General features: G+C 36.4%; 15 protein-coding genes. 5 read left to right on the top strand and 10 right to left on the bottom strand.

Features of this window, described 5'->3' with window-relative positions; genetic code table 11:
* Position 1: 1 nt before the first annotated feature.
* On the bottom strand, positions 2-1,465 hold the full coding sequence (locus JNL75_03760) for a GH3 auxin-responsive promoter family protein (protein MBL7788932.1): 1,464 nt from the start codon (positions 1,463-1,465) through the stop codon (positions 2-4).
* A 119-nt stretch (positions 1,466-1,584) separates the two neighbouring features.
* Here JNL75_03760 and JNL75_03765 point away from each other — a divergent pair, with 119 nt between their 5' ends.
* The 3 genes from JNL75_03765 to JNL75_03775 are packed head-to-tail and all read left to right on the top strand — an operon-like array spanning position 1,585 to position 2,531.
* Positions 1,585-2,001: a hypothetical protein gene (locus JNL75_03765; protein ID MBL7788933.1), complete on the top strand. Its 417-nt coding sequence runs from the start codon at positions 1,585-1,587 to the stop codon at positions 1,999-2,001.
* Positions 1,985-2,365, top strand: a complete 381-nt coding sequence (locus JNL75_03770; GenBank protein MBL7788934.1) for a hypothetical protein — start codon at positions 1,985-1,987, stop codon at positions 2,363-2,365. Before JNL75_03765 ends, JNL75_03770 begins: the two co-directional genes overlap by 17 nt.
* Positions 2,355-2,531 (top strand): hypothetical protein, encoded by a 177-nt coding sequence (locus JNL75_03775; protein ID MBL7788935.1) that lies wholly within the window; start codon positions 2,355-2,357, stop codon positions 2,529-2,531. The genes JNL75_03770 and JNL75_03775 overlap by 11 nt, the downstream gene beginning before the upstream one ends.
* Positions 2,532-2,776: 245 nt before the next feature.
* Here the strand turns inward: JNL75_03775 and JNL75_03780 are convergent, their stop codons facing one another.
* Positions 2,777-4,231, bottom strand: a complete 1,455-nt coding sequence (locus tag JNL75_03780; GenBank protein MBL7788936.1) for a putative DNA binding domain-containing protein — start codon at positions 4,229-4,231, stop codon at positions 2,777-2,779.
* A gap of 413 nt (positions 4,232-4,644) precedes the next feature.
* On the opposite strand from JNL75_03780, the gene prmA reads away from it, so the two are divergent.
* Both prmA and JNL75_03790 read left to right on the top strand, forming a co-directional pair.
* Positions 4,645-5,496, top strand: coding sequence for a 50S ribosomal protein L11 methyltransferase (prmA, locus tag JNL75_03785; GenBank protein MBL7788937.1), 852 nt, complete (start codon positions 4,645-4,647; stop codon positions 5,494-5,496).
* Positions 5,497-5,499: 3 nt separating this feature from the next.
* A complete protein-coding gene (locus tag JNL75_03790; protein MBL7788938.1) occupies positions 5,500-10,584 on the top strand; it encodes a hypothetical protein in 5,085 nt (1,694 codons plus the stop codon).
* A 255-nt stretch (positions 10,585-10,839) separates the two neighbouring features.
* On the opposite strand, the gene JNL75_03795 is transcribed toward JNL75_03790, so the two are convergent.
* From JNL75_03795 to JNL75_03830, 8 genes are all read right to left on the bottom strand, one after another.
* Positions 10,840-11,940 carry an acyl-CoA desaturase gene (locus tag JNL75_03795; protein MBL7788939.1) on the bottom strand — a complete coding sequence of 367 codons (1,101 nt, stop codon included), beginning with the start codon at positions 11,938-11,940 and terminating at the stop codon, positions 10,840-10,842.
* 22 nt (positions 11,941-11,962) lie between these two features.
* On the bottom strand, positions 11,963-12,913 hold the full coding sequence (locus JNL75_03800; protein MBL7788940.1) for a tryptophan 2,3-dioxygenase: 951 nt from the start codon (positions 12,911-12,913) through the stop codon (positions 11,963-11,965).
* A gap of 25 nt (positions 12,914-12,938) precedes the next feature.
* Positions 12,939-14,090, bottom strand: coding sequence for a 4-hydroxyphenylpyruvate dioxygenase (gene hppD, locus JNL75_03805; protein MBL7788941.1), 1,152 nt, complete (start codon positions 14,088-14,090; stop codon positions 12,939-12,941).
* Between the two features lie 23 nt (positions 14,091-14,113).
* Positions 14,114-14,896: a phenylalanine 4-monooxygenase gene (locus tag JNL75_03810; GenBank protein ID MBL7788942.1), complete on the bottom strand. Its 783-nt coding sequence runs from the start codon at positions 14,894-14,896 to the stop codon at positions 14,114-14,116.
* 255 nt (positions 14,897-15,151) lie between these two features.
* The gene (locus tag JNL75_03815; protein ID MBL7788943.1) at positions 15,152-16,318 is read right to left on the bottom strand and encodes a homogentisate 1,2-dioxygenase; all 1,167 of its coding nucleotides are present in this window, start codon (positions 16,316-16,318) and stop codon (positions 15,152-15,154) included.
* Positions 16,319-16,375: 57 nt separating this feature from the next.
* Positions 16,376-17,059 (bottom strand): Crp/Fnr family transcriptional regulator, encoded by a 684-nt coding sequence (locus JNL75_03820; protein ID MBL7788944.1) that lies wholly within the window; start codon positions 17,057-17,059, stop codon positions 16,376-16,378.
* A 15-nt stretch (positions 17,060-17,074) separates the two neighbouring features.
* Positions 17,075-17,860: a TPM domain-containing protein gene (locus JNL75_03825; GenBank protein ID MBL7788945.1), complete on the bottom strand. Its 786-nt coding sequence runs from the start codon at positions 17,858-17,860 to the stop codon at positions 17,075-17,077.
* Positions 17,847-18,281 carry a TPM domain-containing protein gene (locus tag JNL75_03830; protein ID MBL7788946.1) on the bottom strand — a complete coding sequence of 145 codons (435 nt, stop codon included), beginning with the start codon at positions 18,279-18,281 and terminating at the stop codon, positions 17,847-17,849. Before JNL75_03830 ends, JNL75_03825 begins: the two co-directional genes overlap by 14 nt.
* Positions 18,282-18,288 lie beyond the last annotated feature (7 nt).

Below are 18,288 nucleotides of genomic sequence, written 5' to 3' on the forward strand. Positions count from 1 at the left end.
GCTAGTTATGTGCATAAATTTTTTTCATGCCTAGATGTACTACTTTGTTCTGCCCGCCTAGTTTCCCAGCCTTTTCTCTTTCCAAATTAAAAAATCCTCTGCATACCGATATAATGCGACATGAACTTATAATTTTCCCGTACAATAAGTGAGCATAATATTTATTTAAACTCGCTAAATTTTTGTCGAGTTGATGAGTCAGAGCAGCTAGTATAGCTTTTGAAAGTTCAGAGTGAAATTCCACCAGCCACACGTATTGTTTCCTATTTACATCAGGGTATACATAATAGTCGTTTACCTCTATATTTAATGATTTACTAGCAGCAGCCATAGCACTCTCTATTTCATAAGCTATCACATGTTCACCAAAAGCAGAAATAAACTGCCTAGTTCTACCTACTACTTTTATACGATAAGGTCTTATAGATGTAAACTCAATAAGGTCACCTATAGCATAGCGATACAGACCGCTATTATTCGTAATAATAAGTTCATAGTGTGTATTGACGATCACATCCTCTAAGGTAATTGTAGTATTGCCTTCATTAGGATATAACCTAAACTCATAATAAACACCCTGATTTAGTAGCAATAACATATCTTCTGCAGCCATTCTATCCTGTAGCGCAAAAAAACCTTCCGATGCAGGAAATATTTGCATACAGGGTATATCGGCACCGAGGACACGCATCATACTGGCTTTGTAATTACTAAAATCAAGACCACCGTGCATATACATGGTCAAATGAGGATAGAGTTGTTTAAGGTTTTTTGTTTTCGATATATCTAATAGTTTCTCAAAATACTGCAAGCACCACGGAGGAATACCACCTAAAATAGAAATATCTTCACGATAGGTCTCCTCCACTATTTTAGTTAGTTTGGTCTGCCAGTCCTCAATAATATTCACCTCATAACTCGGCAATTTGTTTCGTTGAAAAAATTTGGGAATATGATGATAAACAATACCAGAAAGCCTTCCAGAAGGAATTTTAAAGCTATAATCTAAGGCAGGACTTCCCTGCAAGAATATCATTTTATAATTCATAAAATCTGCATGACCACTGTTTACAGAATAAAAACACAATACCTTTACTGCGGCTTCTATTTGATGTTGTATTCCTGCCTTGGAAATTGGAATATATTTACTGCCAGCAATGGTACCACTAGTCAGGCTGAAATATTGAGGATCTTTCTTTGTCAGTACTTGAGAATTGCCTTGTTTGATTTTTTCTATATAAGGTAGAAAATCTTCATAGTTTCGAATAGGAATCCTTGACCAATAAGTGGAAATATCTTTTATGTTCTCAAAATTATGTTCGATACCAAACGCTGTATTTTTATTTTCCCGCAGCCATGGGATAAGGAATTTATTTTGATAAAATCCTGCCCGTGCGTGGGTCTTTAACTCTTTCCTTACCTTCCATTGGGCGTATTTAAAAAATAGAAATGACTTGACGGACATTTGTTTTTTGCTTTTTTATCTAGGCAGTTGATGATTCCGTATTAATTTTGAAGTTATAGAGTAACGACATTTGCAAGTTACAAATTTCGTTTTTATTCTTTAATTCAGACTTATTTGATTTGAGAGCTTGGATATATATTTTAATAGCTGTAGTGCTGCAAACCCTCTGGGGCATTGTGCTCAAAATACTTGATTTCGGCAAAGCTTTTGAATTAATAAGTCAAGGTAAGGTTTGGAATATGGCATTTTTTAGCCAAATTGTACCCATTCTAGCGTATTTCATACTCGGACTGATCATAGCCATTGTCATTTCCAAAGCATACAAACTGCTCCCAATGTCTATAGTATATGCTGCCTGGATGGGCTTGACACTTTTACTTCAGGTACTTGTAGATGTATTTTTATATCAAATTCCTATGCAGGCTATTCAGCATCTATTTATTGCTTGTATTTTGGCAGGCATACTCGGCATGAAATTATCCAAACCCAAATCCATTCAACCTGTAGAAATCGAAATCGATGATAGCGTGGATTAGTGTCATGTTGGCTTCTCTTTGTGAAACCCTCTGGGCTTCATCGCTAAAGTTCCTCAACTTTAGACATATCAAAATACGCCTGCGTCGCAATGGCTTTTTTTCTCAGAAATTTGGCATAGCATTTCTGCCACTCTGCACCTATATTATTTTTGGCATTCTGAATATGGTCTTTCTCACCATGGCTCTAAAGACGATACCACTCGCTATCTGCTATGCAGTATGGATGGGATTGGCGCTCTTGCTTCAAGCCATGATTGATGTGTTTTACTTTAAAGAAAATATTAGTCTCAGACAAATAGGATTTTTACTTCTCATTTTAGTAGGTATCATTGGCCTTCAATTTTTTTCACAATATGGGCACTAAGAAAAAGAAGAAGTCCAAACTCTACCTCCATATAGAAAGTAAAAACCGTGAGAAAGCCAAGGAGCAAGGCTTCTATGATGGTAGATTTAAAACCAAAATTATTCGAAATAAAAAGAAAGAGGCGATAAAGAAACTGTCGAGGGGGAAGTGGAAGGATACAGAATAGCAGGAACGAGCCACAGAGATTATAGCTTAATTATGCGGTAGAGGAGGAAGACGAGAAAGAAGTCGAGAGGAGAGAAAATACAGTTAATTCTTAGGATAAATTTAGCAGTTGATCATATCTTCAAGTTAATAACTAATGGATATCCGTATAAACGTTCCTTAAAAGGTAGAAAACGTTCCTTAATTTTCTTAAAGTATTGATATTCTTTATTATAAATTAATTTAATTACATTCCTTAAGTAGATTCTAGAGTTTTTTAAACGCGTATTTAGCATTCTTATCTCTTTGTTTATTGCTTAATCGGTCTAAAATATTTTCAATTTCAATAAAATGATTTAAATACTGTCGAACATTTTTTTCATGAATATGAGTTGCTTCTATCAATTCACTTAAAGTTGCCTGATTGTGATAAAAAAGATATTGTAGTATTCTCCTCTGAGTGTCATTATAAAAATGCCAGTTTTCATGAATTTTTGTGAGAATTGAGTCGGATATTGTTTTAGTATGTTTACTCACTTTATTTCGTAGGGTTAAATAAACGTTTCCATTTTTCTCTACATATTCGGGTATAGAAAGCATTGATTTTTCCATAGATTGGTATATTCTTGAAACGCCTTCATTCAGTTGTCTCACAAATCCCATATCCTCTAGAGTTCTTGCAATTCTCGGATTTCTTGAAAATCTTTCTGTTCTTATATTTTCTACATTAACTTGTGCAGGCAATGGCCCGCTATTTGAAATTTCAAGTCTATCGTCAAAATGTTTTATATAAATAGCACTACCTTGAACATTATAGGAACGATGACAAAGTGCATTTACAATACCTTCAAGCCATGCTTCTTCAGGGTATTCCGGAACTTTGTTAAATCTCCCCGTTTCTAAGTCCAAAAAATAGTAGTCTTTGAGAGTAGCAATGAGAAATTTTTTAACTGAATCGATAATCCAAGGTATATTATTTTCAAATCTTACATCTTTTACGACATTAAGTTCCGTTCCAGTCTTGGCTTCAGTACCTTCATATTTTATGTACCTTAGAGAAGCAGAGGTTATATATTTTTCAGGGTCTTTGGCAAAAAGCAAAATACCAGCTTTTTTGATTCTATATTCACCATCTTTTTTGATTGCTAAATGCCGTTTTTCAAGTAAGTCGAATACATCTCCTTTGAAATTTAGTTTTTCTTTATATCTATCTAATAATTTAAAATCAAAATCCTGAAGTTCAAATTCAACATCTATTTCATCTTCATATTTTCTTATCTGTTTGTCGTATTCAAGATTTCTTACAGCATCTCGGTCAAGTTGTTTATTTTTATCGTCAACTCTTAAGAATATATCTTCATTATCTTTTCTTTTAAAAACTCTCTCAATATCTTGTTCTACATGGTAAAGAAAAATGAGACGACCTTCGATTTCTACTTCTTCTAGTTTAATATTCCCTTGTGGAACTATGAAGTCAAAAAATAAACTTCTATAGTCGCTTAGTTTTTCCTCAATACTATAAAGATCCTGAATTGTACCATCATTACCAACTCCAAATGCCAATACACCCCCATCTGCATTGAGCATGCCAATCAGTTCATTAGCAATTTTTGAATGACTAGCATCCTTTTCACCTATGCCTTTACGTTCAAAATATTGATTTTCTCTCTTTTTCATTAGAAAATCAATAGTGATTTGAGTATTAATTTTAGAAACTACCATTAGTCATTATTTTTTATAATGTTCCTTTAATTCAATTATCTTTATCTCCTCCTCCGTCAAGTCATACAGCTTATACACAAGCTCATTGATTTTATCTTCAAAGTGGTCTATTTTTCGCTTGATTTGTTCTTTCATCATTTTAAGCGTACAATTTTATAATTGGGGATTGAGAAACTCTTGTCTTAGATTATGATCTTTATATTTACCGATTTTGAGCACAGGCAGTTGCTCATCAAATCTCCTGACTAACTCTTTAATTGTCTGTAAAGCTGCTTCTTTGTTATTCACTTTAGGTTTTAATGTGCTACAAATATAAGTATTAATCTTCTACACAGGCGTCAATAGACATCAGTTCAGCGCCATCGGTGGAAAACCCACTTCCTTCCATCTCGCTATTTCTCTATATTTGCCTTATGTCTAAATATTATAAATTGGTGCTGCCTATCGAAGGGGAAGAAAACCAAGAGCATGCCATAGCTATACTGAATTTTCAGAGCAATTTTGAATCGGTGGTACAGGAGGATAAGCAGTTGATTTTTTCCTATGACAGTCGTTTACAAAACAAGGATGATTTGAAAGAAATCCTCACAGAAATCAATCTGTGTGATAAATACGACATAGAAGACGAACCTGATATCAACTGGAACGAGACTTACGAAAAGTCTTTTCAGCCCATCACCATTCTCGATAATTTATGGGGTGTGCGCGCCTCTTTTCATAAGCCATTGCCCGTGGAAAATGAAATCGTCATCGACCCGAAAATGAGCTTTGGTACAGGGCACCACGAGACTACGAAGCAGATGATGGAGATGATGCAGAAATTGGATTTTAGTGGCAAAACTGTTTGGGACTATGGTAGCGGAACAGGCATATTGGCTATCATGGCAGAGAAAATGGGTGTAGAGAGCGTGTTAGGAAATGATAATGAAGAATGGGCTTATCACAATTCGATAGAAAATGCGAGTATCAATCAATGTTCGAATTTGAACTTCCACCATGGAACGATTGAAGAATGCGAATTAAGTGGTTTCCTTAATCCTAATGACAAATTCGATATTATCATAGCCAATATCACTAAAAATATATTGCTCGACAGTGCGTTTAAGATAAACCAGTATAGTCATAAAAATTCACATTTGTTGTTAAGCGGATTTTATTCAAAAGATATCCAAGACATCGAAAAAAAATATAATCAATATCAATTCGCCCTCATCGAATCGAGTATCGAGAATGATTGGGCATGCCTTTATTTAGTTAAAAGATAATAGATGAAAGTTACAAGTTACAAGTTGCAAGTTAAAAGTTTAAAGTTGAAAGTTGAAAGTCCCGATAGCTATCGGGATTGGTCAATGGAAGTGATATGTAAGAGAATATTGTATCTCCTGCTTTTCACTTTTCACTTTTCGCTTTTCGCTCAAACCGAAAAATACTTCGATCCGCAGCCAGAAAATTTCATGAAGCAGTTAGGTGTGCTATTCAAAGAAAATCAGCACGACGAATTGAAGGAGCTCTATGATAAGCTGGAGAAAGAGTTCAAGGCTAAAAAAATCAATGATTATCAGCTGAATAAAATGTGCGATATACTCAATGCCATGCATAGCCGCAAGATGAATGTATATCCCATGTACAAAGATTTTATCTCTGCTAGTTTGAGTGCTACCAATTCTGGTTTTGATGAAAAATTTCAAGACCGCTGGTATCTTTTTGTCAAGGGAATTCTAGATAATGCCAAAAAGGGAAATAATCGTGACTTCAAAATTTTTATTGATTTCTCAAATGATTTATTCGGTCAGAATGCTCTAATAGCCGAAAAGTCCAAGACCTATCAAATTGCTACAAAAGATTTAAGTTTTGCCTATGACAAAGGGAATTTTATTGTCAAAGTGCCACAAACGACCATTAAGGGATTCTTTCGAACAGATACCGTTTACATTTTCAATACGAGTGGAGAGTACAATATCATGGAAAAAATGTGGACAGGTAATATGGGTGTCATCAACTGGGAAAGAGTTGGATTTGCTGCGAGTGAAGTCAGCGCCAGTTTCGGTCGATACAAGATAGATATGAGCAAACCTGAGTATGTTATTGACTCTGTGATGCTCAATTATCCAGAATATTTCCCTAAGCCTATTATGGGCAAATTAGTCGATAAAATCACCAAAGAACAAGACTTCACCACGGTGAAATACCCGCAGTTTACATCCTATTTAAAAACCTATTCGTTTGATAATAAGATAGCGGCAAACCTGAGAATGAGCGGAGGCTTTGTCATGAAAGGACCCGATGTCGTCGTAGGTTCTGAAGATGGATCAGCGGTCAAAGTAGTTATTTACAATCTAGCCAATTCAAAAAAATTATTAGAAGCCGAGGGATTGAGCTGTTTATTCAAGCGTGGCATGTATATCCGAATGGATAAATCAAGAGTTCGAATCTATGCTGACAAGGATTCTCTAACCCATCCATTTGCATCCGTAAAATATGAGGTAGATAAAAAATTAATCACCATATTGGGAGAGGAGTACGGTTCTGGCAAAGCCAGATACCGAAGCAGCTACCACAATATGGCCTTTGATGCTGAAATGCTCACTTGGAAAATAGATGAGGATGATATGAACCTTAGCATGCTCGTAGGGCGCGGCAAAAATGCTTCAAGATTTATCTCTGAAAATAATTTTGATATGCAGACCTATAGTCAGGCTAGAACAGCATCGGCAGAAGTAAATCCATTGAGCATTTTAGCCAGATTGAGTAAAAATGGCTCTTATTCCATACCACTCAATGATTACGTGGCCGCTTATGGCCCATCATTTTCTAGTTCCAGTGTTCTTCCGGCTGTATTTGCCTTAGAAAAAGATGGGTTTGTCAATTATAGCAGTACCGACCAGACTATCAGTATCAATGCTGAAAAGGTAAATTTTTACCTAAAAGCCTATAAGAAAGAAATCGACTATGATTTATTGCGCTTCAAAGGTTACGGAGAAAAAAGTATTGGCAAATTTTCTACAAACAATAGAAAAATTTCGGTGAATAGTGTAGCTCATATACCGTTCAATGACTCGACGTATGTTCATGCCTATCCATACAAAACCTCTAATACGGAAATAGGAAAAAATAGACAATTAGGTTTCTCAGGAAAATTACTCGCAGGTCGTCTAGACTTATATGGAGATGGATATGGATTTAACTACGATAGCTTTTCTATCAAATCAGATAGCATAGATAAAGTAAAAATTAACATTCCCGATGGTGAAGATCCTACAACTGGTCAGGAGTTGTTACAACCATTAAAATCTACTATTGAAAAAGTTAAAGGACAAATTCTAATCAATGGTCGTTTTAATCGATCTGGAAAAGAGATGGCAAGAATGTATCCCAAGCTGATATCCTATGCCAATTCGTATGTTTACTATGACAATCCTAATATCTATGGCGGCAGATATAAGAGAGACGATTTCTTCTTTAAAGTTTTTCCATTTAAAAAAGATTCCCTTCTTCATTTCGATCCTAGCACATTATTTTATGATGGAGAATTAAATTCTGCTGATGTTTTCCAACCCTTTAAAGAAAAACTAGTCATTCAAAAAGATCTATCTCTAGGATTTACCACACAAACTCCTGCTGCTGGTTATAAGAACTACAAAGGCAAAGGAAACTTTATAGGTTCCATAAAACTTAGCAATTCTGGGCTTGTGGGTAAAGGAAATTTAACCTACATGACCACAACTATGAGCTCAGATAGTATAATGTACTTTCCAGATGAGTCCCATCTACTAGCAAAAACCATAGATATGAAAGAACAAAAAGGTCTAGTAGAATACCCTCAAATGGCTGCTGACAGTGCATTAGTGGCTTGGAGACCCTATTCAGACAGTATGTTACTAGCCTCTACAAAACGAAATCCCTTCGACATGTTCAATGGCGGAACGAAAATGCATGGATTACTTATTTTAGAAAATAGTGGACTATCAGGCGATGGGTTTCTTGATTTCGAAGAGGCGAAAATTACATCGAATCAGATGCGATTTAAATCTACGACGATGAAGGCCGACACTTCATCTATGGAAATTAAAAGTCTAGGAAACAAAATTACATTTAAGACTCCAAATGTAAGTTGTCTCATGAATTTTGAAACTAAAATTGGAGACTTCAAATCCAATGACAAGGATATTTCTACAGACTTTGCATACAATCAGTACAAGGGAGAAATCAATGAATTTCGCTGGGACATCAATAAAAAGATATTGACCTTTAGCGCCAAGGAAGGTACGAAAGGTTCACGGTTTACGTCCACTCACCCTATGCAAGACAGCTTGTCATTTTATTGTCAAAAAGCTGAGTATAATATGGTATCATCTATTATAAAAATGGATGGGGTAGAGGAAATACTAATAGCGGACTCTAAGGTGATTCCTGATGGAGGTAAGGTGAATATTTTTCCAGAAGCTAAAATGGAGACATTAAAAAATGCGACCATAGAAGGTGATACATTGAATAAATATCACCTCATAGAAAAAGCTACCATAGACATTAAAGGCAAAAATGATATTCTAGGCTTTGGGGAGTATAATCTTATAGTCAGCAATCAAGTTCACCCTATTAAATTACATTCGATACGAGTAGATCGCAAAGAACTGCCTTTGGAAAGAAAGGCGAAACGTATACAATATGCCTATACCATAGAAGGTATAGGGAAAGTGGAAAAAACTCAAAATCTTAAAATTTATAGAAACACTGATTTCCATGGGAATGTGCATATTTTTTTAAACAAGAAGTATCCGCATTTTGAAGGTATGCAGCGCATAGAATTTACAAATCCCAGCTATAAAACGAACTGGTTTGCGGTGGACAATGAAATCAATGTAGCGGAGCTATCTATGTACAAAAAAGAGTTGAAAGCAGAGAACGAAAAAGATCTCTACACAGGATTTTTTATTGATAGAGAAACCCATACCGGTTGGTATACGGGTCTCATAGCTCCACTAAAAGGAGAATCAGATAACATTGCCTTAGATGGCAGAGGCGTTATCAAACACCAACCTATAGACAACCATTACCTATTCGGAGATTCAGCACGTATTTTGAGTGGCGCCTCTAAAGGCGTCAAAATAGATTACAGCGATGCTGAAGGCACTATCACAGCAGAAGCAAAGATAAATCCATCACTTAAAATCGGAGGAATTCCCTTCATATTGGCGGGTACTATGCAAAATAACCTCAATGAGACCACATATAAATTTTTTGGAGGAGCTGGCTTGCATGTCTCACTTGATCAAAAGGTCATGTACTCTTTAGCTAATTTTATTGCTACCGAATTTGCAGAAAATAAGGAAATTCTATATGGTAAGAAAGAAACTCGCTATGCATTGAATGAACTATGCCACTCAAAAGATTATACAAGTTTTTATGCTGATATAGAAAAAGGAATTAATATTCAAAGTGGTCCTAAATACACCCCATTCAATATCCTATTTACAGATCTTATCATGGATTATGATAAAGTAGATGTAGCATTTAGATCCAAGCCAGAATTCGGAGTGGCTATTTTCGGTGGTATGCCTATGAACAAACTTACGCAAGGCTATTTAGAAATAGGATATGGAGAAATTTTCGACTATTTTACCTTTTACATGAAATCCAAGAATAAAGAATGGCTTTACATGAGTTATAGCGATGGCGAATTATCTATCCTCACATCTAATGAATTTGTAAACGGATCGATAAATCAACTAGATTCGCGAAAAAGGACTATTAGAAAATCTGCTAGTGAATATTATCTCTATAAGCAAGCTAGCAACTACGAAGTAGATGCCTTTGTAAAAAGAATGACTAAAGGTGGGAAATATAATGAAGATGAAAAACGAATTGCGCCAAATCCAGATAAAGAAAAACCATCTGAGAAAGAACTCAAAGGTACAGAAATCATTGACGATAAATCACCTGAGTTAAAAGCTTTGGAAGAAGAAGAGAAAAAACAACTCAGTGCCGAAGAGGCAGAATTAAAAGCTCTGGAGGCAGAGCTGAAGGCACTGGAAGATCAGAAAGCTGCCTTACAAAAAGCGAAGGCAGAAAAAGGAGTTGAGTTAGAAGAATTTTCTAATGAGAATAAAAAGGCGCCAAATCTGGAGCAAGTAAAGAAAACAGCAGAACCGGAAATACAACCAGAGGCTTCTAAGGAAGAAAAAACGCAAGAAACTAAGCCTGAAGAAACAGAAAAAAAAGAGGGTGAAGAAGGCGAAGATGAAGATCAACCAAAAGATCCAAGAGCTAATCCTGAAGATACTCCAGAGAAAAAGAAAGAATCTGAACCAGAGAAAAAAGAAGAAGGACAGAGTTTATTTGACTCTATGTTTTAAGCGCAATACCAATCTTACATATAAAATAGTTCGATGTGTTTTATATGTATAGAGTGGTAAATTGTGTTTAGTCCTTTGGAGCGTAGCGTCCCGATAGCTATCGTGAGGACTATTACAGAATTCCAAACGGTATAATTTAGGATTCTAAATAGTTCTAACACGAATCAGAAAAGCCCCGTGAAATCACGAGGCTCGTCCTTTACCAAATTTAAAAATATGAAAATCACTATTCCATAAAGAATAGCTTATCTGAAGTCAATTTTCTGCGTAGTCTTTGGGCAAATTGGTTTGCTCTACATATTTTCCAGTTTGCTTATATGGTTCATAATAATATTTCAAAAACTCCGCTTTATTATCTCGATACGATTCTATTCCTCCTAAAAAATTAATTAATTTCACATACCAGAAAGGCAAATCCAGCTGATATGGTAGAAAGCCTGCTCTGGCACTCGTTCCATAGACATGGTGATTGTTATGCCATTCGCCAGCTACAAATCCTGGCCACAGTTGATTAATAGAATAATCGCCTCGAAAGTAATCTGAATCACCCCAAGCTTTTTTACCTTTGCCAGCACCATGTCCTCCATAGTTAAACGTACGAATGCCGACAGCCCACACAAAAGTACCTGCGAACATGGCTGTCACTAATGCCCATCCGCCACCAGTAACAGGTATCCACTCGCCAAGGAAGTAAAAAAATGTACCCCAAAACAACCAATTAAGTATCCAACTCCAAAGAATATACCAAGGTGATACTATGGTTCCATATTTTTGATATGCTTCATAACTATTGAGCTGGCAACCGGTATGCTCCATCATCTTGCAAACTATCTTATAGTCATCAGATGATAAATTTCTATTCATCAATTGATGATTCGTGTCTGCCAAGAAGCAATAAAGAAATCCTCCAAAAGCATTATAAGGATCTCCCGGTCGGTCAGATCGGTCATGATGGACGTGATGTGATATGACATAAAGCTCTTCAGGTATCATTTTTATAACCAAATGCTGACTAATAAATCTCCAAAATTTACTTTTAAATACAAAAGCACTATGGGTGGAATAGCGATGATACCACATTGTACCATGACTTGCCATCAGCACCAAACCATACAAGAATGCCGCTATAGCCAATCCAATGGTAAAATATTTGAATATAAATAGCAAGAATACAGGAATCAAAATCCAAACAAGCACCCAAGCAAAAAGCGGGAACCAGTTTTTAGAGTCTCTAAAAATATTGATGCGATAAAAATATTCAGACAACATCTGCCCCACAGTAGGTCTTACAAACTCACCATTCGCATCTGTCCAGCCATAGCGTGGTTCAATTAATATATAATCTAATAATTTCATTTTAACTATACTAATTTATCGTTTAGCAATCTTGTCCCCAATTTTCAATTTCTTCTGTACTCCATAGACTAGGGAAAAATATTCTCCGTTGATATTTTGGATGCATATATTTCTGCCAGTGACTACCTCCTGTAGCAGCACTATCTCCTAGATACTTAGCTGCTGCATTATAATGCGCCATGACCCATTCTATATTGACGGTATAGTCATAGTGGCGCATCATGGCTATCAAGGAAGAATTATTTTTAGCTTCATCACTTAATGATAGAAATTTAGAATACAGATTGTTTTCTCTTCCGCATTCTATGTCTTCGATTAATTGTTTTTTATATTTCTTTTCAAAAAGTTTTATCAAAAGTGATTTTTCTCCCGTTGTATAATCTTTGCCCGCTGCCTGCCAGTAGAGGTGTTCATAAATGTCTTCAGCACTTCCATTCGGGTCAAAATCTTTTCGAAAACGATTATCGATCAAATTTATGGCACTAGTCGATGCCAATTCTATTTGCCGATACTGACAACTCTGAAATCCGCTAGCTGGGGTCAAGGTATTTCTGAATTTCTCATACTGCGCACGTTCCATACCATCGCCCATCACATCAAAAGAAGATGACAGCATATCAAAATAGCGACTGATACGTTTTAGCTTTTCAATAAAGAAATTATCACTCACAGTTTCTTTTTCAAAAACCTGACGAATCTCCCAAAGAATCATCTTAAACAATAATTCATTGATTTGATGATAGCCAATAAACACCATTTCATCGGGAAGAGTGGTACGCTGAATTTGTAGATTCAGTAAACTATCAGTCATCACATAATCCCAGTAGGTGATAGGTGTGCTCCATAGCAGACCTTCTAAATATACATCGGGATTTTGTCCTAGCTTTTGATATTTATCTGTGATGCGATCTACCATAGGCTTATCATCAATACAACCGCAGTTTGCACAATCTTTGTTACAATTTCCTCCCATACCCTTTTTACTGACTACTGACCACTTATAATGTTCCTCTTCTTTCTTGCTCAGCTTCTATACTTTCAAAGAGAGCTTGGAAGTTTCCTTTGCCGAATGACTTCGCACCTTTTCTCTGAATAATTTCAAAAAACAAAGTAGGTCTATCCTCCACTGGCTTGGTAAATATCTGTAGGAGGTAGCCTTCTTCATCTCTATCCACCATGATACCTAGGGATTTTAGTATCTCTAAATCTTCTGCTATTTCACCGACACGTGCTGGAACAGTATCATAATAAGTTCCCGGGACATGCAAAAATTCTACGCCAGACTTTCTCATTTCAGAAATGGTAAATACAATATCATCTGTAGCTACAGCTATATGCTGACAACCTGGACCTCCGTAGAAATCAAGATATTCTTCGACTTGTGATTTTTTCAATCCTTTCGCTGGTTCGTTAATTGGAAACTTAATTCTGCCGTTGCCATTAGTCATTACCTTACTCATAAGAGCAGTGTATTGGGTAGAAATATCTTTATCGTCAAATGTTATCAAGTTAGCAAATCCCATAGTATTCGCATAGAAATTTGCCCACTTATTCATTTCCCCCAACCCTACATTGCCTACCATATGGTCAATATATTTCAAACCCTTGGTTCCAGGGTTATATTCACTTTCCCATTTTACAAATCCGGGCATGAAGATACCTTTGTAGTTACTTCTTTCTACAAACGTATGAATGGTATCACCATAGGTTTTTATCGAAGCGCGAACGATTTCTCCATGTTCATCTTTCAATACAGTGGGTTCCATCACTATCTCTGCACCTCTTTTCGTTGTCTCTACAAATGCTTTTCTGGCATCATCTACCCATAGTGCTATGACTTTTACCCCATCGCCATGTCTGCGTATGTGATGTGAAATCTCACTATCTGGATTGAAAGGTGTGGTTAGCACTAACTTTATTTTATCCTGCTTCACTACATAAGAACAGTATTCTTTGTTACCCGTCTCCAGACCACAGTAGGCGTAGCTTTCAAAACCGAAAGCAGTTTTATAATAATGTGCAGCTTGTTTGGCATTACCTACATAGAGTTCTACATAGTCTGTACCATTGATTGGAAGAAAATCTTGTGCTTCTTCAAATATTTTTTGTATTCCGTAATCGAAATTTTTTACTTGTGTTAAATTTTCCATTTTGATATTTTAATTTTAATGGTTTAGGCTAATACGCGATTTATTCTCTCTGTAAATACTGCATTGGGTTCTACATAGATATCGTTATCTACATATTCCTGAATTTTCTTATCGATATCAGGAATGCTCTCTGCCAATTGCTGATAGGATTCTAGTACAAAATATTTTTCTTGAAATTTTTCCTTGATATAATACGATTCTAAAATAGCATCGACATCATATGGAAAGCGTATGGAAGCAGCTTCATCACTCAGGCAGTATCGTGATTCACCCGGTGATGATAAAATACCAGCACCATAGATTCTTAAGTTTCCGTCTTCTTTTATCAATCCAAACTCTACGGTGTACCAATATATTCGTGATATTAATTCTAAAGCAGACGGATTGTCAATATGCTTTAAGCCTATTGCGCTCATACCTTCGAGAAAATCACAGAAAAATTGTTCGCTCAATAAGGGAACATGACCGAATACATCGTGAAACATATCAGGCTCTACGATGTAATCAAATTTTGTCATTTCGCGTAACCATGTAGTTACAGGAAATTCCTTGCGACCAAGGTGGGAGAAAAATGGAAAATTATCTACATAGCCAGGCACCACATATACAGTCCAGCCTGTTAGGTTCTTTAATGCTTCATTGACCTCAGTAAATCGTGGAACTTCATGGGATTTAAATCCTACTTTTTTGATGCCATCCATAAAGGCTCGTGTAGCCATGTTAGGCAACTGACGCATTTGCTCTTCATAGAGCAGTGACCATACTTTATGATCTTCAGGTGTGTATTTTTCGTATTCTTGATTCATATTTATTGATATTTTTTTGCCACAAAGGCGCTAAGACTCCAAGGTTTTTTTGGTGTTTTGCGTCTTCGTGTCTGGTTTATTATTTTATATTTTTATGCCTTAAACCTTTCTGCCGTCAGGCAGGGGGGATAAGACACAAAGTGTTTTTCTCTATTTCTTTTTGTTTTTATTAGTTGATATTTTGTATTCTTTTATCACAAAGGAACTAAGATCCTAAAAAATTTCTTTGTGCCTTTGTGTCTTCGTGGCAATTAATTACTTCTCATTTTCTTCCAACCATGATTTATAATAATCTTTGACCTCTATTTTAAGCGCTTCTTCCGTAATCATGACAGGGGCAAATGGATCAATCATAACTGCTAATTCTCCAGTTTCTTTCTTGCCGATACTTCGCTCAATGGCTCCTGGGTGTGGTCCGTGCGGTAGACCTCCTGGGTGCAGGGTAATTTGACCTTTTTGTATATTGTTTCGACTCATAAAATCACCATCGACATAGTACAACAATTCATCACTATCGATATTGCTATGATGATAAGGCGCAGGAATCGCTTCTGGATGATAATCATAGAGTCGAGGCACGAAGGAGCATATCACAAAATTCGCATTTTCAAATGTCTGGTGAATCGGTGGAGGCATGTGGATACGACCAGTAATTGGTTCGAAATTGAAAATAGAAAAGATATATGGATAATGATAGCCATCCCATCCAGCTACATCAAATGGATGATTCGCATAGACATAGGGATACATCATGCCCTTTTTCTTGATATAAATATCAAATTCTCCTTGTTCATCGTAAGTTTTTAAATTCTTTGGGCGCACGATATCACGCTCGCAGAATGGTGAGTGCTCGAGCATTTGTCCGAATTGATTTCGATATCGACTAGGAGTGAATATGGGCGAAAAACTCTCTACATATAGGAGTCTATTTTTATCGGTATCAAATTTAATTTGATATACAGTACCTCGTGGGATGATGATATAATCACCATATTTGAAATTCAATTCACCATACATAGTATAGACTGTCCCTGAACCTTCGTGCACAAATATCATTTCATCCGCATCCGCATTTTTATAAAAATAGGTCGTGCTCTCCATAGGTGCAGCGAGACCTATATGCATGGCACTATTTACAAATAGCGTTTTTCTACTTTTAATATAGTCTTTTTCTGGCTGAATGTTGAATCCTTGAAAACTCATACAATCTAAGCTGTTTTCACTCGCTACTTTAGGAGCGACAGAATAAGCTTTTTCTTTTTGTTTGACTCGTGTAGGTGGATAGAGATGGTAAACCAAGGAAGACATTCCTGCGAAACCCTGTGTACCTACAAGTTCTTCGTGATATAAATTGCCATTAGCCTGACGAGCTACAATATGTCTTTTGTATGGTATTTTACCATGTTCTTGATAGATAGGCATAGACTTTTATTTTTTCTGAAAACAAAAGTAAGCCTGCGTTTAAAATAAAAATGTGCGCTAGGTCACATTAAAGATGGATTTGTCTAAAATGACAATTTTCTTGCCAGAAAGAAGTATCAAATTTTCATCTTGCAAATTATACAATTGGCGAGTAATTGTTTCGCGACTCGCACCTGCTATATCTGCTATATCTTGTCGAGTAACTTGGGCATTGATAGTCATGCTATCTCTTGAATATCCATAGTTGTCCACGAGCGTTTTAAGAGCCGAAATCAATCTGCTGCGAGCAGAATCCTGAGCCAAATGGGTCATAGAGCGCTCCGCCTCTCCGAGTTCCTTAGCCAAAAGTTTGGAAACAGCCCACACTACCTCAGGATTTTTTTTTGCTAGTTCTTGTAGAGAATTTCTAGGGATAAAACAAACATGCACTTTTTCAAGGGCTACTGCTGAACCACTAAATTTTTCTTCAGCGAATAAGGCTCGATGTCCTAAATTTTGCCCTGCGTGAACAAGATGGGTTATTTGCTCCTTGCCATCAGAGCCTATTTTACAGACTTTTACTTTTCCTGCTCTCAAACAGAATATTCCTTTAGGATCGTCCCCTTCATGAAAAAGGTAATCTCCTTTTTCGTAAAACTTGCACTGTTTTAAAGCATCAATTTGATGGAGCTCTTCAGAGTGTATTCCTTTGAATATAGACTCTGAACGTACCGCACAATTATGACATGTAAAATGCTGCATTTTGATTTTGTTTTTTTACCAACTACCTCCAGCCCCACCACCATCAAAGCTGCCACCACCAAAGCTACCACCGGATGAGCCGCTTCCCCATGAACCACTGCCTCCCCAAGAGCTACCGCCTCCAGTCCCCCAGAAGCCGCCACCTCCCCAGTTATCTCTATAGCCTCTGCCTGAATAGGTTTCGCTATAGTTCATTCCTTTGGCCAATTTACCTAGAAACCACATAACTAGAAAAATAATGAGGAGTATCATGAGTAGAAGTCCTAATGAAATTTCACCATCTTCTGTGCTATTATTGTCAGACTGAAAGCTGCCACTCAATCTATTCATCATTTGAATAATGCCAAGACGTACACCACTATAATAATTGCCAACTTTAAACTCAGGAAGAATATAATTGTCGCGAATTCTCCCAATAAAAACATCGGTTAATCTTTCTTGTGTACCTCGTCCTGTAAGTATGAACATTGTCCTCTCTTTCGGGGCAATTAAAAACAAAACACCATTGTCTTTATCTGCTTGTCCTATACCCCATTTTTCTCCTAATTCCACTGCATATTGTGAGGCTGCCATCCCATCTAAAGATTTCATTGTTACTACAACAATCTGCGTAGAGGTAGAGTCATAATAGTCGATTAACATTGCTTCTAATTCTGATCGCTGAAAGTCTTGAAATATTTCAGCAAAATCATTGACATAGACTGCTGGTTCTGGGCGAGGAGGATAATTTTGAGATTTAGCTGAAAAACCAAATGCCCCCAGTAAAATGAAAAGAATAAAAAACTGCTTAAATTTTGCCATAGCTTATTTCATTGCTCAATTCATTCACTGGCTTTCTCATTTCAGGAAAATACTCCTTGAGTTTTTCTCCTACAGCTATGACTCCGTACAATATACCTGAATAAATAGATTCGTGGTTAAACTTTTCCTGCATATTTTTCATAATAGTGTGCCAAAAGTCGTCACCTACGATATCATGGATACCTTTATCCCCAATGATAGCTAATTTATGATCTTCACTAGCAATATAGATAAGCACTCCTGTTTTTTGACTTGTATTATACATGCCTAATTTATTGAAAACCTCAATAGCCCTATCTACGGGAGCTGCTTCGCATAAGTCTTCAAGGTGTACCCTTAGTTCACCTGCTGTGAAATTTTCTATTTCATGGATAGCCTGAATGATACTAGCTGATTCCTGCTCAGTAAAAAAATGACTCATGTATAGA

This window comes from Chitinophagales bacterium (assembly GCA_016787225.1).
GTDB lineage: Bacteria > Bacteroidota > Bacteroidia > Chitinophagales > JADJOU01 > CHPMRC01.